General features: G+C 61.6%; 13 protein-coding genes and 1 pseudogene. 5 read left to right on the forward strand and 9 right to left on the reverse strand.

Annotated elements, in window-relative coordinates:
* The first annotated feature begins 24 nt into the window (after positions 1–24).
* Entirely contained in the window at positions 25–2,508 is a 2,484-nt protein-coding gene (gene plsB / locus BLW24_RS00785) for a glycerol-3-phosphate 1-O-acyltransferase PlsB (protein ID WP_090375472.1), read from the forward strand.
* 152 nt (positions 2,509–2,660) lie between these two features.
* Here the strand turns inward: plsB and tnpC are convergent, their stop codons facing one another.
* Together tnpC and tnpB are read right to left on the reverse strand one after the other, a co-directional pair.
* A complete protein-coding gene (tnpC, locus tag BLW24_RS00790) occupies positions 2,661–4,217 on the reverse strand; it encodes an IS66 family transposase (RefSeq protein ID WP_090375474.1) in 1,557 nt (518 codons plus the stop codon).
* A gap of 18 nt (positions 4,218–4,235) precedes the next feature.
* Positions 4,236–4,631 carry an IS66 family insertion sequence element accessory protein TnpB gene (gene tnpB / locus BLW24_RS00795; protein WP_244161054.1) on the reverse strand — a complete coding sequence of 132 codons (396 nt, stop codon included), beginning with the start codon at positions 4,629–4,631 and terminating at the stop codon, positions 4,236–4,238.
* A 47-nt stretch (positions 4,632–4,678) separates the two neighbouring features.
* Between tnpB and BLW24_RS00800 the strand changes: the two are divergent.
* A pseudogene (locus tag BLW24_RS00800) lies at positions 4,679–5,128 on the forward strand (mechanosensitive ion channel family protein); the annotation flags it as partial.
* A 328-nt stretch (positions 5,129–5,456) separates the two neighbouring features.
* Entirely contained in the window at positions 5,457–7,127 is a 1,671-nt protein-coding gene (leuA, locus tag BLW24_RS00805) for a 2-isopropylmalate synthase (RefSeq protein WP_090375476.1), read from the forward strand.
* A 15-nt stretch (positions 7,128–7,142) separates the two neighbouring features.
* Here leuA and BLW24_RS00810 read toward each other — a convergent pair whose 3' ends face one another.
* Both BLW24_RS00810 and BLW24_RS00815 read right to left on the reverse strand, forming a co-directional pair.
* Positions 7,143–8,210 (reverse strand): SDR family oxidoreductase, encoded by a 1,068-nt coding sequence (locus BLW24_RS00810; RefSeq protein ID WP_090387590.1) that lies wholly within the window; start codon positions 8,208–8,210, stop codon positions 7,143–7,145.
* 258 nt (positions 8,211–8,468) lie between these two features.
* A complete protein-coding gene (locus BLW24_RS00815) occupies positions 8,469–9,512 on the reverse strand; it encodes an IS110 family RNA-guided transposase (RefSeq protein WP_090375479.1) in 1,044 nt (347 codons plus the stop codon).
* Positions 9,513–9,666: 154 nt separating this feature from the next.
* On the opposite strand from BLW24_RS00815, the gene BLW24_RS00820 reads away from it, so the two are divergent.
* A complete protein-coding gene (locus BLW24_RS00820) occupies positions 9,667–10,038 on the forward strand; it encodes a MerR family transcriptional regulator (protein WP_090375481.1) in 372 nt (123 codons plus the stop codon).
* 85 nt (positions 10,039–10,123) lie between these two features.
* The gene (locus tag BLW24_RS00825) at positions 10,124–10,882 is read left to right on the forward strand and encodes a substrate-binding periplasmic protein (RefSeq protein ID WP_208600124.1); all 759 of its coding nucleotides are present in this window, start codon (positions 10,124–10,126) and stop codon (positions 10,880–10,882) included.
* A gap of 7 nt (positions 10,883–10,889) precedes the next feature.
* Here the strand turns inward: BLW24_RS00825 and BLW24_RS00830 are convergent, their stop codons facing one another.
* The 5 genes from BLW24_RS00830 to BLW24_RS00850 all read right to left on the reverse strand — a co-directional run bounded on the left by BLW24_RS00830 (position 10,890) and on the right by BLW24_RS00850 (position 16,307).
* Positions 10,890–11,675, reverse strand: coding sequence for an amidohydrolase (locus tag BLW24_RS00830; RefSeq protein ID WP_090375483.1), 786 nt, complete (start codon positions 11,673–11,675; stop codon positions 10,890–10,892).
* A gap of 36 nt (positions 11,676–11,711) precedes the next feature.
* Positions 11,712–12,860 (reverse strand): pyridoxal phosphate-dependent aminotransferase, encoded by a 1,149-nt coding sequence (locus tag BLW24_RS00835; protein WP_090375485.1) that lies wholly within the window; start codon positions 12,858–12,860, stop codon positions 11,712–11,714.
* 119 nt (positions 12,861–12,979) lie between these two features.
* Positions 12,980–14,452, reverse strand: coding sequence for a ribosome biogenesis GTPase Der (gene der, locus BLW24_RS00840; RefSeq protein WP_090375486.1), 1,473 nt, complete (start codon positions 14,450–14,452; stop codon positions 12,980–12,982).
* Between the two features lie 129 nt (positions 14,453–14,581).
* Positions 14,582–15,733, reverse strand: coding sequence for an outer membrane protein assembly factor BamB (gene bamB, locus BLW24_RS00845; RefSeq protein ID WP_090375489.1), 1,152 nt, complete (start codon positions 15,731–15,733; stop codon positions 14,582–14,584).
* Positions 15,726–16,307, reverse strand: a complete 582-nt coding sequence (locus BLW24_RS00850; protein ID WP_372240025.1) for a tetratricopeptide repeat protein — start codon at positions 16,305–16,307, stop codon at positions 15,726–15,728. Before BLW24_RS00850 ends, bamB begins: the two co-directional genes overlap by 8 nt.
* Positions 16,308–16,373 lie beyond the last annotated feature (66 nt).

A 16,373-nucleotide genomic window follows, 5' to 3' on the forward strand; every position in this document is an offset into this window, starting at 1 on the left:
CGTTTTAAAGCCTGCAGACTCCGTATGACCCGATCTCCGCTTCGCCGTCTCGTTTTTGGCACCCTGCGCCGCGTGCTGTACCTCTGGGTGCGCTCGGAAACCATCAACCAGTCCGCCTTTACCCTCAAGCTCGACCGCAGCAAGCCGGTGTTCTACGTGCTGCAACAGCCGTCGCTGAGTGACCTGGCGGTGGTCGATACGGAGTGCCGCAAGGCCGGCCTGCCGCGCCCGGTGCTGCCGGTGGCCGTGGGTGAGCTGCTGGAGCCTGCCGCCTTCTTCTACCTGACGCCTGAGCCCGACTGGCTCGGCCGGCAGGACAAACGCGGCATCTCGCCGACCCTGCAACGCCTGGTCAGCGCGTTGAGCCAGCATGCGGTGGACGATGCGCAAATCATTCCGGTCAGCGTGTTCTGGGGCCAGTCGCCCGACCGTGAAACCAGCCCGTGGAAGCTGCTGTTCGCAGACAGCTGGGCGGTCACCGGGCGACTGCGCCGGCTGGTGAGCATTCTGATTCTCGGCCGCAAGACCCGCGTGCAGTTCTCCACGCCGATTCATCTGCGCGAGCTGGTCGAGCAGGACAAAGGCCACGAGCGCACCCTGCGCATGGTTCAGCGCATCCTGCGCGTGCACTTCCGCAACCAGAAGGCCGCGGTCATCGGCCCGGACGTGTCGCACCGGCGCAACCTGGTCAAGGGGCTGGTGTATGGCCCGCAGGTGCGTCAGTCGATCATCGAAGAAGCCGAACGCGAGAACATCAGCCTGGAGAAGGCCGAAAGCCAGGCCCTACGCTATGGCAACGAGATCGCCTCGGACTACACCTACACCGCCATCCGCTTCCTCGAACTGGTGCTGAGCTGGTTCTGGAACAAGATCTACGACGGCATCAAGGTCAATCATATCGAGGGCGTGCAGGAAGTCGCCCAGGGCCATGAGGTGATCTATGTGCCCTGTCACCGCAGCCATATCGACTACCTGCTGCTGTCCTACCTGTTGTTCCGCAACGGCCTGACGCCGCCGCATATCGCCGCTGGCATCAACCTCAACATGCCGGTGATCGGCGGTCTGCTGCGCCGTGGTGGTGCGTTCTTTATGCGCCGCACCTTCAAGGGCAACCCGCTGTACACCGCAGTGTTCAACGAATACCTGCATACCCTGTTCAGCAAGGGCTTCCCGGTCGAATACTTCGTTGAAGGCGGACGTTCGCGTACCGGGCGTATGCTGCAACCGAAAACCGGCATGCTAGCCATCACCATGCGCAGTTTCCTGCGCAGCAATCGCCTGCCAGTGGTGTTTGTGCCGGTGTATATCGGCTACGAGCGCGTGCTGGAAGGCCGCACTTACCTGGGCGAGCTGCGCGGCGCGAGCAAGAAAAAGGAGTCGATCTTCGACATCTTCAAGGTCATCGGTGCGCTCAAGCAGCGCTTTGGTCATGTCTGGGTCAACTTCGGTGAGCCGATCAAGCTGGCAGAATTCCTCGACAACGAGCAGCCGAACTGGCGCGAACAGGATTACGGCACCCAGTACCGCCCGACCTGGCTCAATGAAGCCACCAACAACCTCGGCGACCGCGTGGCCCAGCACCTCAACGAGGCGGCAGCGATCAACCCGGTCAATCTGGTGGCCCTGGCGCTGCTCTCCACCAGCAAGCTGGCGCTGGACGAACGCGCCCTGTCGCGTGTGCTCGACCTGTATCTAGCCCTACTGCGCAGCGTGCCCTACTCGCCGCACACCACCCTGCCGGACGGCAACGGCCAGGCGCTGATCGAATACGTGCAGAAGATGGATCTGCTCGCCGAACAGAAGGACGCCCTCGGCAAGATCCTCTATCTGGACGAGCAAAACGCCGTTCTGATGACCTACTACCGCAACAACGTGCTGCACATCTTTGCCCTGCCGGCGTTGCTGGCGAGCTTCTTCCAGAGCAGCGCCCGGATGAGCCGCGAGCAGATCCTGCGCTTTACCCGCGCGCTCTACCCCTACCTGCAAGCCGAACTGTTTATCCGCTGGAACCTGGATGAGCTGGGCGGTGTGGTTGATCAATGGCTAGCCGCCTTCGTTGAACAGGGCCTGCTCAAGCTCGATGGCGACATGTACGTGCGTCCGGTGCCCAGCTCGCGCGAGTTCGTTCTGCTCACCCTGCTGGCCCGCGCCATTGTGCAAACCCTGCAGCGCTTCTATATGGCCACCGCCCTGCTGCTGAATGCCGGACAGAACGCCATCAGCGCCGAAGAATTGGAAGACCTCTGCACCGTGATGGCCCAGCGCCTGTCGATTCTGCATGGCCTCAACGCCCCGGAGTTCTTCGACAAGAGCCTATTCCGCCACTTTATCCAGAGCCTGCTCGACCAGGGCGTGCTGCGTCAGGACGAAGCCGGCAAGCTCAGCCACCACCCGCTGCTCAGCGAACTGGCTGAAGGTGCCGCCAAGCGCGTGCTGCCGGCAGAAATTCGCCTGTCGATTCGCCAAGTGGCCATGGATCGCAACGAGGATGTCGCCGAGCCGGTGTAAACCGGCACGGTCACTGCGTTATGAGCGAAGCCAACGAAAACGCCGCGCGGCCGTCTCGCGCGGCGTTTCATCAAGCCAATCAAGCCCGCGCCGAGGCCGAAGCACTGTAAGCGCCCCATAGACCCCACCTCCCTCTGGAGAGGTTTTGCGTTTTACAGTGGCGTCGTTGGTTGGCAGTTCCAAGGCAGCAGCGCTTCGTAGGCTTCAACGCTGTTGGCCAGCGGCAGGCGTTCGAGGACATGGCGCAACCAGGCGTAGGGCTCCTGGCCATTGGTCTTGGCGGTTTCCACCAGGCTGTAGAGTTGGGCGCTGGCGGTCGCGCCTTTCGGCGTGTCGCTGAACAGCCAGTTCTTGCGACCTATGACGAAGGGCCGGATCGCGCGCTCGGCAGCGTTGTTATCGATCGGCAGGTGGCCAGCCTCGATGTAGCGTTCGAGTCGGCTCCAGTTGCTCGCCAGGTAGTTCACTGCTTTGCCCAGGGCATTCTGCGCCGTGACCTGCGGCTGGGTTTTCTCCAGCCAGGTCTTGAGCTGATCGAGGAGCGGTAGGCTGTGCTGCTGGCGGCCCCGGTAGCGCTGTTCATCGCTGGCATCCTTAAGTTCGCGCTCGATGCCGTAGAGCTTGTTGATCATCCCCAACGCGATGTCGGCACGCCCGGTTTTGCCCTTCGGTTGCACCTTTTGCGCTTCGACGAACTTGCGCCGCGCATGCGCCCAGCAGGCCAGGCGCTCAACACCTTGTTGTGCGGCCACGGCGTTGTAGCCGGCGTAATCGTCGGTCATCAGGTAGCCGCGATAACCGTCGAGCAGGCGCAGCGGCACCTCCTGCGCGCGGCTGGTTGTGTAGTCGAAGAGGATCACCGGTTTGCCAGGCGGGCCACCGGTCTGCACCCACATCCAGGAGTGGCTGCTCGGATCGCGCCCAGGCTCCTTGAGCACCTGCACGCGGGTTTCATCGCAGTGGATCACCGGACTGTCCAGCAGCCTGTCGCGCATCAGGTTGAGCAACGGTTGTAGCAGTTCGCCGCACTGGATCACCCAGCGCGCCAGGGTCTGCCGGGGGATGTCGATGCCATGGCGACTGAGCATCTTTTCGAAGCGATACAGTGGGATGCCGTCGGCGTATTTGCTGGTCAGCAGCATCGCCAGCACGCTCGGGCTGGCCAGGCTTTTCTCGATCAGTTGGGCCGGCTTGTCAGCGGTGACCGGCGCGCTTTCGCAGGCCTTGCAGGCATAGGTCTTGCGAATGTGGCGGATCACCTGAACCTGCATCGGGATGATTTCCAGCTGCTCGCTGGTTTCTTCGCCGATGGCCTGCTTGCGGCAACCGCATTCGCAGGTCAGTTCGTGTTCGGGCAGTTCGTGGATGACCTCGACACGCGGTAGTTCGGCCGGTAACGGCTTGCGCTTGCCGCGGCGCTTGGTCGGCGCAACGACTTCTTCCTCGACCTCAGCGGCCGGAGCTTCAGCCGCCGCTTCGGCCAGGCTTTCCGCTTCGTTGAACATCTCTAGCTGCGGTGAATCCGGGTCGCTGCTCTGCTCGGATTTACGGCCGAACAGGCGCTGGATCAACAGCGCGTTTTGTTCGCGCAGGCGCTCGATCTGCCCATCCTTGTCCTTGGCCAATTCCTGCGCCGACGACAACACCTCAGCGAGCAATTGCTTGAGCGCGGCGGGGTCATCAGGAAGGGTTTCGGGCACAGAAATCATGCCGTGGATTATACCGGCTCAGGTGACGAACCTAGGGGTCAAAACCTGGTGCGGCCGGTTGCGCCACAGGTCGATACCGTCCAACAACCAGTTCAACTCCTGGGCCGTCAGCACGATCGCATCTTCGCCAGGTTCCGGATGCGACTTGAAGCGTTCAGCCTCCAATCGCTTGAGCCACAGGCAAAAGCCGTTGCGCTCCCAATACAAAATCTTCACCCGGCTGCGCGCGCGGTTGAGGAAGACGAACAGCACCGGGTCGAACACCGCCACCTTGATATCCAGCTCGACCAGGGCGGCCAGGCCATCGATGGATTTTCGGAAATCCACCGGCTTGGGGTATAGATAGACTTTTTCGACTTTGGCGTCGGGGCGCATCATGACGGCTGGCTCCAGAAAGAAATTGGAGCTCAGCATTGGCTGGCCTGCGGATCATTTGTAGATGAGGTTTATGGAGCGCTTACGATCAAACCAGCATCAGCTTCCTCAGTCCGGAGCAGATCACCCGCCTGCAGCGCTTTCTGCTGCTTGGCCAATACCTGAACAGCAAGCAGAGCGAACTGCTCAGCTGGAACAGCGCCCTGGCGGAGGCCAGCCAGGAGCCGGCAAACACCCGGCGGGTTACCAACATCGGCACCTTCCGCGCTTACGTCGAACACTACCTGCGTCAACACCCAGGCATCCACCAGGAGATGACCCAGCTGGTCAGGCAAATGAACCCGACCGCAGACGGCCTACCGCTGGAACTCTACTGCTTCACCAACACCATCGCCTGGGCACGCTATGAAGCCATTCAGTCGGATATCTTCGACCATCTGCGGGCGATACTTCCCGAGTTCGGCTTGCGGGTGTTCCAGCACCCCAGCGGGGCGGATATGCGCGAACTGAAACATAGCTTGCTGCCTGGCGCTTAGCCCTGATGCCGCAGCGGGCGGCCTAAGCACCTGACGCCGCCCGCAATTCAAACGCACACCTACGAGCTTTTACGCAAAATTAATCGTCAAACAACGCCAGCGACGCACTCAAGCACCAATTTTCTAGCATTGCTTGCCAGCTTTTACCTCAAAGATTAGGGTTGGCGCTATGAATACCCATCACACCCTTATCCTGCTGCGCCAACACGCCAACCTCTGCCTGGTGAGCCAGCGACTGCGTGGCTGATTGTTCAAGCCCACGCCCTGCCCTGTTTTCTCAGTTTTTACCCGGTTCGCCGCTTGCAACCGCGCCACAAGGATCAACACCATGACCATGCTCAAAGACCCGTCGAAGAAATACCGTCCATTCACCCCGATCCGCATTCCGGATCGTACCTGGCCGGACAAGATCATCGACCAGGCGCCGATCTGGCTGTCCACCGACCTGCGCGACGGCAACCAGTCGCTGATCGAGCCGATGGATGCCGAGAAGAAGATGCGCTTCTTCAAGTGCCTGCTGGCCGTGGGCCTGAAGGAAATCGAAGTGGGCTTTCCGTCCGCCTCGCAAACCGATTTCGACTTCGTCCGCGAGCTGATCGAAGGCGGCCATATCCCGGATGACGTGACCATTCAGGTGCTGACCCAGGCCCGCGACGACCTGATCGAACGCACCTTCGAGTCGCTCAAAGGCGCGAAGAAAGCCATCGTCCACTACTACAACGCCTGCGCGCCGAGCTTCCGCAAGATCGTCTTCAACCAGGACAAGGCCGGCGTCAAAGCCATCGCCGTGGCCGCTGGCACCACCATCAAACGCCTGGCCGATGCCGCGCCGGAAACCCAGTGGAGCTTCGAGTATTCGCCGGAAGTGTTCAGCAGCACCGAAATCGATTTTGCCGTCGAGGTGTGCAACGCGGTGATCGGCGTGTTCCAGCCGACTCCGGCGAACAAGCTGATCCTCAACCTGCCCGCCACCATCGAGTGCGCCACGCCGAACAACTACGCCGACCAGATCGAGTGGTTCGGCCGCCATGTCGACCGCCGCGACAGCGTGCTAATCAGCGTGCACACCCACAATGACCGTGGCACCGGCGTCGCCGCTTCGGAGCTGGCCGTGATGGCCGGTGCCGACCGCGTCGAAGGCTGCCTGTTCGGCAACGGCGAACGCACCGGCAACGTCTGCCTGGTGACCCTGGCGCTGAACCTCTACACCCAGGGCGTCGACCCGCAGTTGGACTTTTCCGACATCGACGCCGTGCGCAAGGTGGTTGAGGACTGCAACCAGATTCCCGTGCACCCGCGTCATCCGTACGTGGGTGACCTGGTGCACACCGCCTTCTCCGGCTCGCACCAGGATGCCATCCGCAAGGGCTTCGCCCAGCAGAAGCAAGATGCCCTCTGGGAAGTGCCGTACCTGCCGATCGACCCGGCCGATATCGGCCGCGATTACGAGGCGGTGATCCGCGTCAACAGCCAGTCCGGCAAGGGCGGCATCACCTTCCTGCTGGAGCAGGAATACGGAATCAACCTGCCGCGTCGTATGCAGATCGAGTTCAGCCAGGTGGTGCAGAAGGAAACCGACCGCCTCGGCCTGGAAATGACTGCTGCGCAAATTTACCAGCTGCTCGAAACCGAGTACCTGCACGCCACTGCGCCCTACGCCCTGAAAGGCCATCGCCTGCAGGAAGAAAACGGCACCAGCGCGGTCGATGTGGAAGTCGTCAATGCTGGCGAAACCCAACACTGGCGCGGTATCGGCAAAGGCCCGCTGGAAGCCCTGGTTGCCGGCCTGCCGGTGGCCGTGGAGATCATGGACTACAGCGAGCACGCCATTGGCGCCGGCACCAACGCCAAGGCGGTGGCCTATATCGAGCTGCGCGTTACCGGCGGCCGTGCCCTGCATGGTGTTGGCATCGATGAAAACCTCACCACCGCGAGCTTCCGTGCGCTATTCAGTGCGCTGAACCGAGCCATTGGTCAGGCAGCCGAACAAGCTGCCTGATCACTGTGCAAGCCGTCAGGTAGCTGACGGCTCGTTCGCCAGGTAGTGCGCGGTGGCCTGCAAGGCCTGGCTGATATCAGGCCAGTGCAGTTGATGGCGCTGCACCAGGGCCTGGGTCGCGGCAGTATCAAAGCGAGTAGTCAGGATAAAATCCAGCGACTCGGCATCGGTATGCAACAGGCGTGGCACACCCGGAATTTTCAGCAATACCCGCAGCAGTGGTATCGGCAGATGCCGGCTCGGCGCCTGCACACTCAAGGTGCGGGCCAATTGCTTTAGCATGCCCTGCAGGTTTGGCGTCGCGGCATCCAACGCGAGAATCTCCTGCCCGACCTGTTGCTCATCAAATGCGGCGGCCGCTATCAGCTCGACCAGAAAATCCACGCTGACCAGTGGCAGCCAGTGCGCACTTGAGCCCGGAATCGCCCCTAACCGCCCACCCGCCAGATTGCCAATCAGCCCAGCCAACGGCTGCGCCGGCAGAATATGCCCGCTACGGCTATGGCCGCACACAGTGGCCGGATGCACCACCGTCAGTGGCGCCTGCAACTCAGCCATACGCGCGTGCACGCGAAAATGCGCCTCCAGCTTACTGCCCTCGTACGCCCCGGTACGTTGATAGACCTTGTCCCAATCAGTGCGCTCGGGCTGCTGCAGATCAATGCCGATGCTCTGTAGATGCCCATGATTGGCCAGCATAAAGCCGCCCACCATCAGCAGACGACTGCCTTGCTGCGCCGCCAGCTCAGCCACTGCCAACGCGCCCTCGACATTGACCTGGCGCGCCTGTTCCGCAGCCAGCCCCCAGGCAAACTGCGCGCCCAAGTGGAACACCACGGCAGCCTGACGCACCTGCTCACGAGCAGCCGCATCCAGCCCCAGGTCGGCGCGCCCCAAGTCACCGGCTACTGCCGTCAGCAGCTCACCACGGCCTCCCAATTGCTCAATTTGCGCACGCAAGGCCGGCAAGGCTTGCGGCTGGCGCATCAGCAGCGTCGCCGAGTGGCCCTGACGAGTCAGTAGCGCCAGCAGATGCTGACCGATAAAGCCGCTGCCGCCGGTTACCAAACAATGTTTGTATATGGACTCTCCCCACAAGTAGTGAGCAAAGCTTTGCTTTTGCACCTGTCGTCAGCGCGGTTGCATTCGTATATCCGGCCTGTTTTGGGCTCACCGCCCTGGCCACTCTGTAGTTCGCGCAGCGGGGGCCAAGCGTTCAATCGATCACGCGGATCATGATTGTTATCGGCCTTATTCCGCTGCAGGACTCGCCTGTTCCGACAGTGCTGCTGCTCACCACAACCACAAGAAAACCATCTCTCCCTTCTGATTACCCCGCCGTCAGGCGGGCTTTAGGCTTTGCCAGTTACCACTGAAACGCCGCTCATGGCACCACACGGCCCAGCAAATCCTGACCAACTTGTTGGCCAGGGCTACAGCCGCTTTGTTGTGGCCGATACGGGCTGCCGTCTCGACGGCCCAGCGTTGCAATTGGGTCAGTTTTTCCGGTGAGCGAGCCTGACAGCGCTGTGCTGCCAGCAAGGCCGCTCGCGAGCCGTGGATTAACAAGGTGCGCACATAGACGTTGCCCTGTCGGCTGATGTGACCCAACTTGCGCCGGTCGCCGCTACTGAATTCGCGTGGTGTCAGGCCCAGCCAGGCGCTGAGTTGACGACCACTGGCAAAGCGCTCGGGCTTGCCGACTGCGTTTTTCAGGGCGCTGGCGGTCAGCAGGCCAATACCGCTGACTTCATCGAGTTTGCGCACCACTTCATCGTCGGCGTGCCAGCGTTTGAGTTGCTGCTCACACTCGGCCACGCACTGTTCGTGCAGGTTGATTTCCGCAAGGACGATATGCAGTTGATGGCTCAAGGGGGCGACTTCTGGGCGCTCAACCAACTCGTGGGCCGCACGGATAAACGCGGCGGTGGCGACCGGGGCTTCGATACCCGCTTCGCGCAGGATGCCGCGCAGCAGGTTGATCCGCTGGGTACGGCTTTTCTTCCAGGTTTCGCGCAGCCCGTGCAGTTGCTGCACCTGTTGTTGCTCATGGGTTTTCACCGGCACCGGATAGATATCCTTGCAGCGCGCGGCCTCCAGCATCGCATCACAGTCATTACGGTCGGTTTTGTTGCGGCGTCGATACGGGCGTACATAGCGCGGGTGGATCAGCTTTATCGAATGGCCCAGTGCCTGTGCCACGCGCCCCCAGTAATGGGCCGTGCCGCAAGCCTCCATCACCCACTCGACCGGCTCAGTTTGCTCCTGTATATATCGCCTGAACGCCTCTCGGTTCAGCCGCTTGCGCTGCACCACCTGGCCGGAACGGACACTCTCGGCAACTTGGTAAACGGACTTGGCCAGATCAACCGCAATTCGTTTCATCGCGCCTCTCCCTTTGTTCAGTCACCGCGGTTCTGGGTATAGAACTGTGGCGCGGGGAGAGTCCATTACAGCATTCATGATCAATCCACCCGAACCATTAGTGACCCGAGCAGGCTAAACTATCGAGCACACTCTACAGTCAAGAGGGGTTTCCATGCGCATTGGCGAACTGGAAAAACACAGCGGTGCCAGCCGGCATACCCTGCGCTACTACGAGAGCCTGGGGCTGATCAGCGCAGTGCGCCGCGATAACAATTATCGCGAATACAGCCAGCAAACGCTCAGCGACCTGGGGTTTATCCAGCAGGCGCAGGGCATGGGCTTTTCCCTCGGCGAGATTGGCGAAATCCTCCAGGCCCGCCGCGAGCAGCAACTGGACTGCGCCCAGGGCGCGCTATTGGTGGCGAAGAAGCTCGCCGAAGTGGAGAAGAAAATCAGCGATCTACAGCAACTGCGCGATTTTCTGTGCAGCGAGAAGCAACGCCTGGAGGCCAGCGCCGCCGCTCAGCTCGCGCTTGGCCAATAGTCGGTTTGGCTAAGCGCATGGTTTTCAACGGCCGGCCAGGCCCTCATCTAGACTTAGGTAGCCCACCGCTTTGGAAGCAACTCCGATGCTTGCAACCACCTGGCTAACCCGCCTCTCCTTACTCGCCCTGCTACTAGTCGGCAGCGGCTCCTGCCTGGCCGCCATCGTGGTGATGGCCTTCGGCGAGAAGATCCCGCCGTTCTGCTTTCCAGAGAGCGACAGCGGTATCGAACTGGAAGTCATAGGCGAAGCCCTGGGTTTTCGCGGGCACAGACTCGAACCCCGTTATTTCCCCTTGGCCCGGGTACCCCTGGCCTTCCGTCGCGGTGAGGTGGACGCCGCCATGACCGACCTGGGCCAGGACCTCAGCGAGGCCGGCGCCCACTACGGCAACCCGGCGGTGATCTATAACAACGTCTTCGTCAGCCTGAAAAGCCGCCACCTCAGCATCAACAAGCCCGAGGATCTCAAGGGCCTTAGCGTGGTGGCCTTCCAGGGCGCGGCCCAGCGCTATCCCGAGTGGCTGGCCGCAAGCCAGAAAGATGGCCTGTATTTCGAACAGAACAATCAGGAACTGCAGGTCCTGGGCCTGAACAAGGGCCGCTACGACCTGGTGCTCAGCGACCGCAGCATCTACCGCTATTTCGAATTGCTGCTCGAACGCACCAGCCTGTTCAAGGCCAAGAGCACCGAGATGCACCAATTTATCGAGGAAGACCCGCAGAACTACCGCCCCGTGTTCCGCGACCCGCAGATCCGCGACGACTTCAACGCCGGCCTCGAACAGCTCAAGGCCAGCGGCCGCTACCAGGCGATCTACGACAACTATCTAAAGCAGGAATAGCCGCGCCTTAGTCCGCTAGGGTAAAAGCATCCGCATCCCGATAGGCCGGGAAACGCTCGCGATAGGCCGCCAACTCTGCGGCCTTGAGCCTGATGCGAAACACCCCGTCCGCCGCGCCAGGCTGCAGCAGCGCCTCGCCCTGAAAGTCCAGCACCTGACTGTCGCCGCTATAGGCGTGGCCCTTGCCGTCCTGGCCGACGCGATTGACCGCCGCCACATAGCACAGGTTCTCGATCGCCCGCGCCGGCAGCAGGCGGCTCCAGTGATTGCGCCGTGCCGCTGGCCAGTTGGCGGTATACAGCAGCAGGTCGGTGGCGTACGGATCACGGCTCCACACCGGGAAACGCAGGTCGTAGCAGATCAACGGACGCACCTGCCAACCCTTGAGTTCCAACAGCACCTGCTGCGTGCCGGCACTGTAATGCTTGTGCTCGTCAGCCATGCGGAACAGATGGCGCTTGTCATAATGCGCCAGGCTGCCATCCGGCCGCGCCCACAGCAGGCGATTGCGGTAGCTGCCGTCGTCGGTCTGGATGATCAGGCTGCCGCAGATCACCGAGCCGATACGCTCGGCCTGCTCCAGCAGCCAGACGGTGGTCGGCCCATCCTCAGGTTCGGCCAGCACCGACGAGTGCATGGAGAAACCGGTGCTGAACATTTCCGGCAGGATCACCAGATCGGCGGCGCGCGCCTCGACCAGCAGATCGGCAAAGTGCGCACGGTTGGCGACCGGGTCCTGCCAGGCCAGTTCGGTCTGGATCAACGCCAGTTCGAGATCGGGCTTATGGCTCATCGCAACTCCTCAAACCATTAGGGGCACGCTGCCAGGTTACACCGCGCAGAGTTTGTCGGCGGCCTGGCGCAGGGTTTCCTCGCGCTTGGCGAAACAGAAGCGCACCAGGCGCAGATCCTTGGGCGGCTGTTGATAGAACACCGATACCGGAATGACGGCCACGCCATGCTCGCGGGTCAGCCATTCGGCCATGGCAACATCGTCGAGGTCGCTGCGGATCGCCGAATAGTCGACCAACTGGAAATAGGTGCCAGTGGTGCGGGTAAAGGCAAAGCGTGAGCCGGCCAGCAGGTCGCAGAACAGATCGCGCTTGGCCTGGTAGAAGGCCGGCAGCTCGACCACATGCTCGGGATGCGCGGCCATATAGTCGGCCAGCGCCCACTGCAGCGGCGTCACGCCGCAGAAACTGACGTACTGGTGAACCTTGCGCAGCTCGGCACTCAGGGCTGATGGCGCTACCACATAGCCGGTCTTCCAGCCAGTGACGTGGTAGGTCTTGCCGAACGAGCTGACCACGAAGGCGCGCTGATACAGCTCCTCGTGAGCTAGCACGCTGGCGTGCTTGACCCCATCGAACACCAGATGCTCGTAGACCTCATCGCTGATCAGGTAGATATCGCGCTCGCGGATCAGCGCCGCCAGCTGGTCCAGTTCGGCTCGTGAAATCAGCGCGCCGCTGGGGTTGTGCGGGCTGTTAAGGATAATCAAACGAGTGCGCGAGCTCAGCGCATCGCCCAGGCGCTGCCAGTCGATGGCGAAATCCGGCAGCGCCAGCGGCACATGCACACAGCGCCCACCGGCCAGCTGCACCGAAGGCTCGTAGCTGTCGTAGCTGGGGTCGAAGACTATGACTTCATCGCCCGGCTGGATCAGCGCCTGGATAGCGCAGAAGATGCCCTGAGTGGCCCCGGGCACTATGGTGACTTCGCTATCTGCACTGACCTCGCGGCCGTAGCAACGCGCCACCTTGGCCGCCACCTGTTCGCGCAGGGCCGGCAGGCCGGTCATCGGCGCGTACTGATTATGCCCGGCGGCAATATGCCGCCCGACCGCCTCACGCAGCGTCTGCGGGCCATCGAAGTCGGGGAAGCCCTGGGACAGGTTGAGCGCACCGGTTTCCCCGGCGAGCTGCGACATGCGGGTAAAGATGGTGGTGCCGACATTCGGCAGTTTGCTGATAATCATCGAGGCAATATTCCTGGGCCAGCGCCGGTCTTGAACGCTATTGACACGGCAGAATAGCCGATCGCCCAGAGACGCAAAAGGCACCCGAAGGTGCCTTTATAGAGCGTTCAGACCCAAGCCTAGCGCTTGTCTTTGCGCTTCTTCTCGGCCTTCTTGTGGTGGCTCATCAGGCGGCGCTTCTTGTTCACCTGGCGATCGGTGAGGGTGTTCTTGTTGCCCTCATACGGGTTCTCGCCACCCTTGAACTCGATACGGATCGGCGTACCGACCAGCTTGAGCACGCGGCGGTAGGTGTTTTCCAGGTAGCGGATATAGGACTTGGGCACCGCTTCGACTTGGTTGCCGTGGATCACGATCAGCGGCGGGTTGGCGCCACCCAGGTGGGCATAACGCAGCTTGATCCGGCGACCGCTGACCATGGGTGGCGCGTGATCGCTCACTGCATCTTCGAGGATCTGGGTCAGGCGGTTGGTCGGCCAGCGGGTAATCGCCGACTTGAACGAGGCCTGCACCGACTTGTACAGGTTGCCCACGCCGGTGCCGTGCAGCGCCGAGATAAAGTGGATATCGGCGAAGTCGACGAAGAACAACCGGCGTTGCAGCTCGGTCTTCACGTAGTCGCGTTCGCTGGGCTCCATGCCGTCCCATTTGTTCAGGGCGATCACCAGGGCGCGGCCGCTTTCCAGAACAAAGCCAAGCAGGTTGAGGTCGTGGTCCACCACCCCTTCGCGGGCATCCATGACGAACACCACGACGTTGGAGTCCTGGATCGCCTGCAGGGTTTTCACCACCGAGAACTTTTCCACCGCCTCGAAGATCTTGCCGCGGCGACGTACGCCAGCGGTGTCGATCAGGGTGTACTTCTCGTCATCACGCTCGAAGGGGATATAGATGCTGTCGCGGGTGGTACCGGCCTGGTCATAGACGATAACCCGCTCTTCGCCGAGCATGCGGTTAACCAGGGTCGACTTGCCGACGTTGGGCCGGCCGATGATGGCCAGCTTGATGCCGTCCTTTTCGCTCGGGCCGGGAATGCGCTTGGCTTCCTGACCTTCGAGAACGACTTCCTCTTCCTCACCCTCCTCCGGCTCGGTGGCATCCTTGGGGAAGGAGCCCAGCACGGCTTCGAGCATCTGGGTGATGCCGCGGCCATGGGCACCGGCAATCGGCAGGGACTCGCCCATGCCCATGCTGGCGAACTCGGCGCGGGCCAGGTCGGCGTCGATGTTGTCGACCTTGTTGATAACCAGGAAGCTGCGCTTGTTACGGCGACGCAGGTGCTCACCGATCATCTGATCGGAAGCAGACAGGCCGGCGCGCGCATCCACCAGAAACAGCACGGCATCGGCTTCTTCGATGGCCTGCAGCGACTGCTCGGCCATCTTCGCGTCGATGCCTTCCTCGTCACCGGAAATACCACCGGTGTCGATGACGATATAGGTTCGCCCCTGCCACTTGGCCTCGCCGTACTGGCGATCACGGGTCAGACCAGACAGGTCGCCGACAATCGCGTCACGGGACTTGGTCAAGCGGTTAAACAGGGTGGACTTGCCGACGTTCGGGCGGCCCACCAGGGCAATTACGGGAACCATTAGGCTCTCCACTTCGTTATTTCAGAAAATACAAAAGCCGCTGCAGGAGCAGCGGCCGGAATTCATTGCGCTGGCCAGTGCTGCACAACCCTAGGTGCTGTGCAGCATAGCCAAAGCGTCAGCGAGCGATCACTTGATGGTCAGAGCCACCAGCTTGCCGCCGTTGCCGTAGGCATACAGCCAATCACCCACGACCAGCGGGCGGGCACGCAGGCCATCGCTGTCGATACGCGTGCGGCCGACAAAACGACCATCTACCTGGCTGACCAGGTGCAGGTAGCCCTCCAGGTCACCGAACGCGATATAGCTGGAGAACACTTCCGGCGCCGACAACTGGCGACGAGCCAGAGCATCATTGCTCCACAGTGCAGAAGCCGAACGCTCGTCGATACCTTCAACGGTACCGCTGGCCAGGCTTACGTAAACACTGCCGTAACCCTGGGCAACACCGACCGAGCTGGACGCTTCACGCTGCCAGAGGATACGACCGCTTTCCAGATCCAGCGCGGCAACACGGCCCTGGTAGCTGACGGCGTATAGGGTACCCGCCGAAAGCAGCAGACCGCCGTCGATATCGACCACGCGATCCAGCTCCGAGCGACCTTGCGGAACGGCTACGCGCTGCTCCCAGACCGGAATACCGCGCTGAGCGTCCAGCGCAATCACCTTACCGGTGGACAGGCCGGCAATCGCCAGACGATTGGTCAGTACCGGGCTGCCAGTGCCGCGCAGGGTCAGTACCGCCGGAGTGTTCTCGAAGATCCAGCGCTGCTCGCCGGTGTTCATGTCCAGAGCAATCAGGCGGTCATCCTGAGTCTGTACCAGCACCACGTCGCCGTTCAGCGCAGGCGGCGCCAGCACTTCACTGGTCACGCGGGCGCGCCACTTTTCTTCACCACTTGCGGTATCGAGAGCGATAATCTCGCCTTTCAGCGTGCCCACTACAACCAGGCCATAGCCTGCACCGACTGCGCCGGACACTGGAAGCTCCAGGTCAGCCTTCCAGATCACCTTGCCGGTCATGCGGTCCATGGCCACAACCAGGCCTTCGACGTCGGCGGCATAGATCTGCTCGCCATCAATCGCCGGTACCAGCATGTTGAAGGACTCGCCCTGGCCATCGCCAATAGAACGACTCCATTCTTTCTGCAGGCTAACCTCTTCCTCAAACTTGGGCAGATCGGCCGGCGGCAGTTCCTTCTTGCTATTGCTGCTGCAACCTACAGCCAGAACGGCCAGGGCCAGCAGTGCGGCATTCTTCCAGCGCATCACGTCACGCATCCCCTTTTGCCAGATCATCCAGCTTCATTTGCAGACCACCGACAGCGGCATCTTCAGACAGCGCAGCCTTGGCTTTTTTGTAGGCGGCGTGTGCATCGTCGGCACGGCCGAGTTGCACCAGCAGGTCACCTTTGAGTTCTTCACGGCTGGCGGCAAAGGCCGGCGCAACCTTGGCATCCAACAGTTTCAGGGCATCTTCGGCCTTGTCCTGCGCAGCCAGCACGCGCGCCAGACGCTGACGGGCCAACTCAGCCAAACTGTCGTCGGCCGGTTTGTCGACAATCGCCTGCAGCTCGCTGACAGCGTCGTCCAGCTTGCCAGCCTCTACCGCAACTTTGGCCACAAACAGACTGCCGTACTGAGCGTAATGGGTACCGGCGTAATCCTTTTTCAGCGTATTGGCCAACTCAGCGACCTTGCTGGCGTCAGGCTTGCCGCTCGGATCAAGCGCAGCTTCGAGCAACTGCTGATACACCAGCGAAGCACCCTGGGACTGATTAGCCTGATACTTCTGCCAGCCCTGCCAGCCGAACACCACCACCAACGCCAGCGCAACACCGGTCAGCAATGGCATGCCATTACGCTGCCACCAGTCCTTGATTACCGCCAGCTCTTCATCATCAGTACGCGAAACCACCCC

Origin of the sequence: Pseudomonas anguilliseptica (assembly GCF_900105355.1) — a bacterium.
GTDB classification, from domain to species: domain Bacteria; phylum Pseudomonadota; class Gammaproteobacteria; order Pseudomonadales; family Pseudomonadaceae; genus Aquipseudomonas; species Aquipseudomonas anguilliseptica.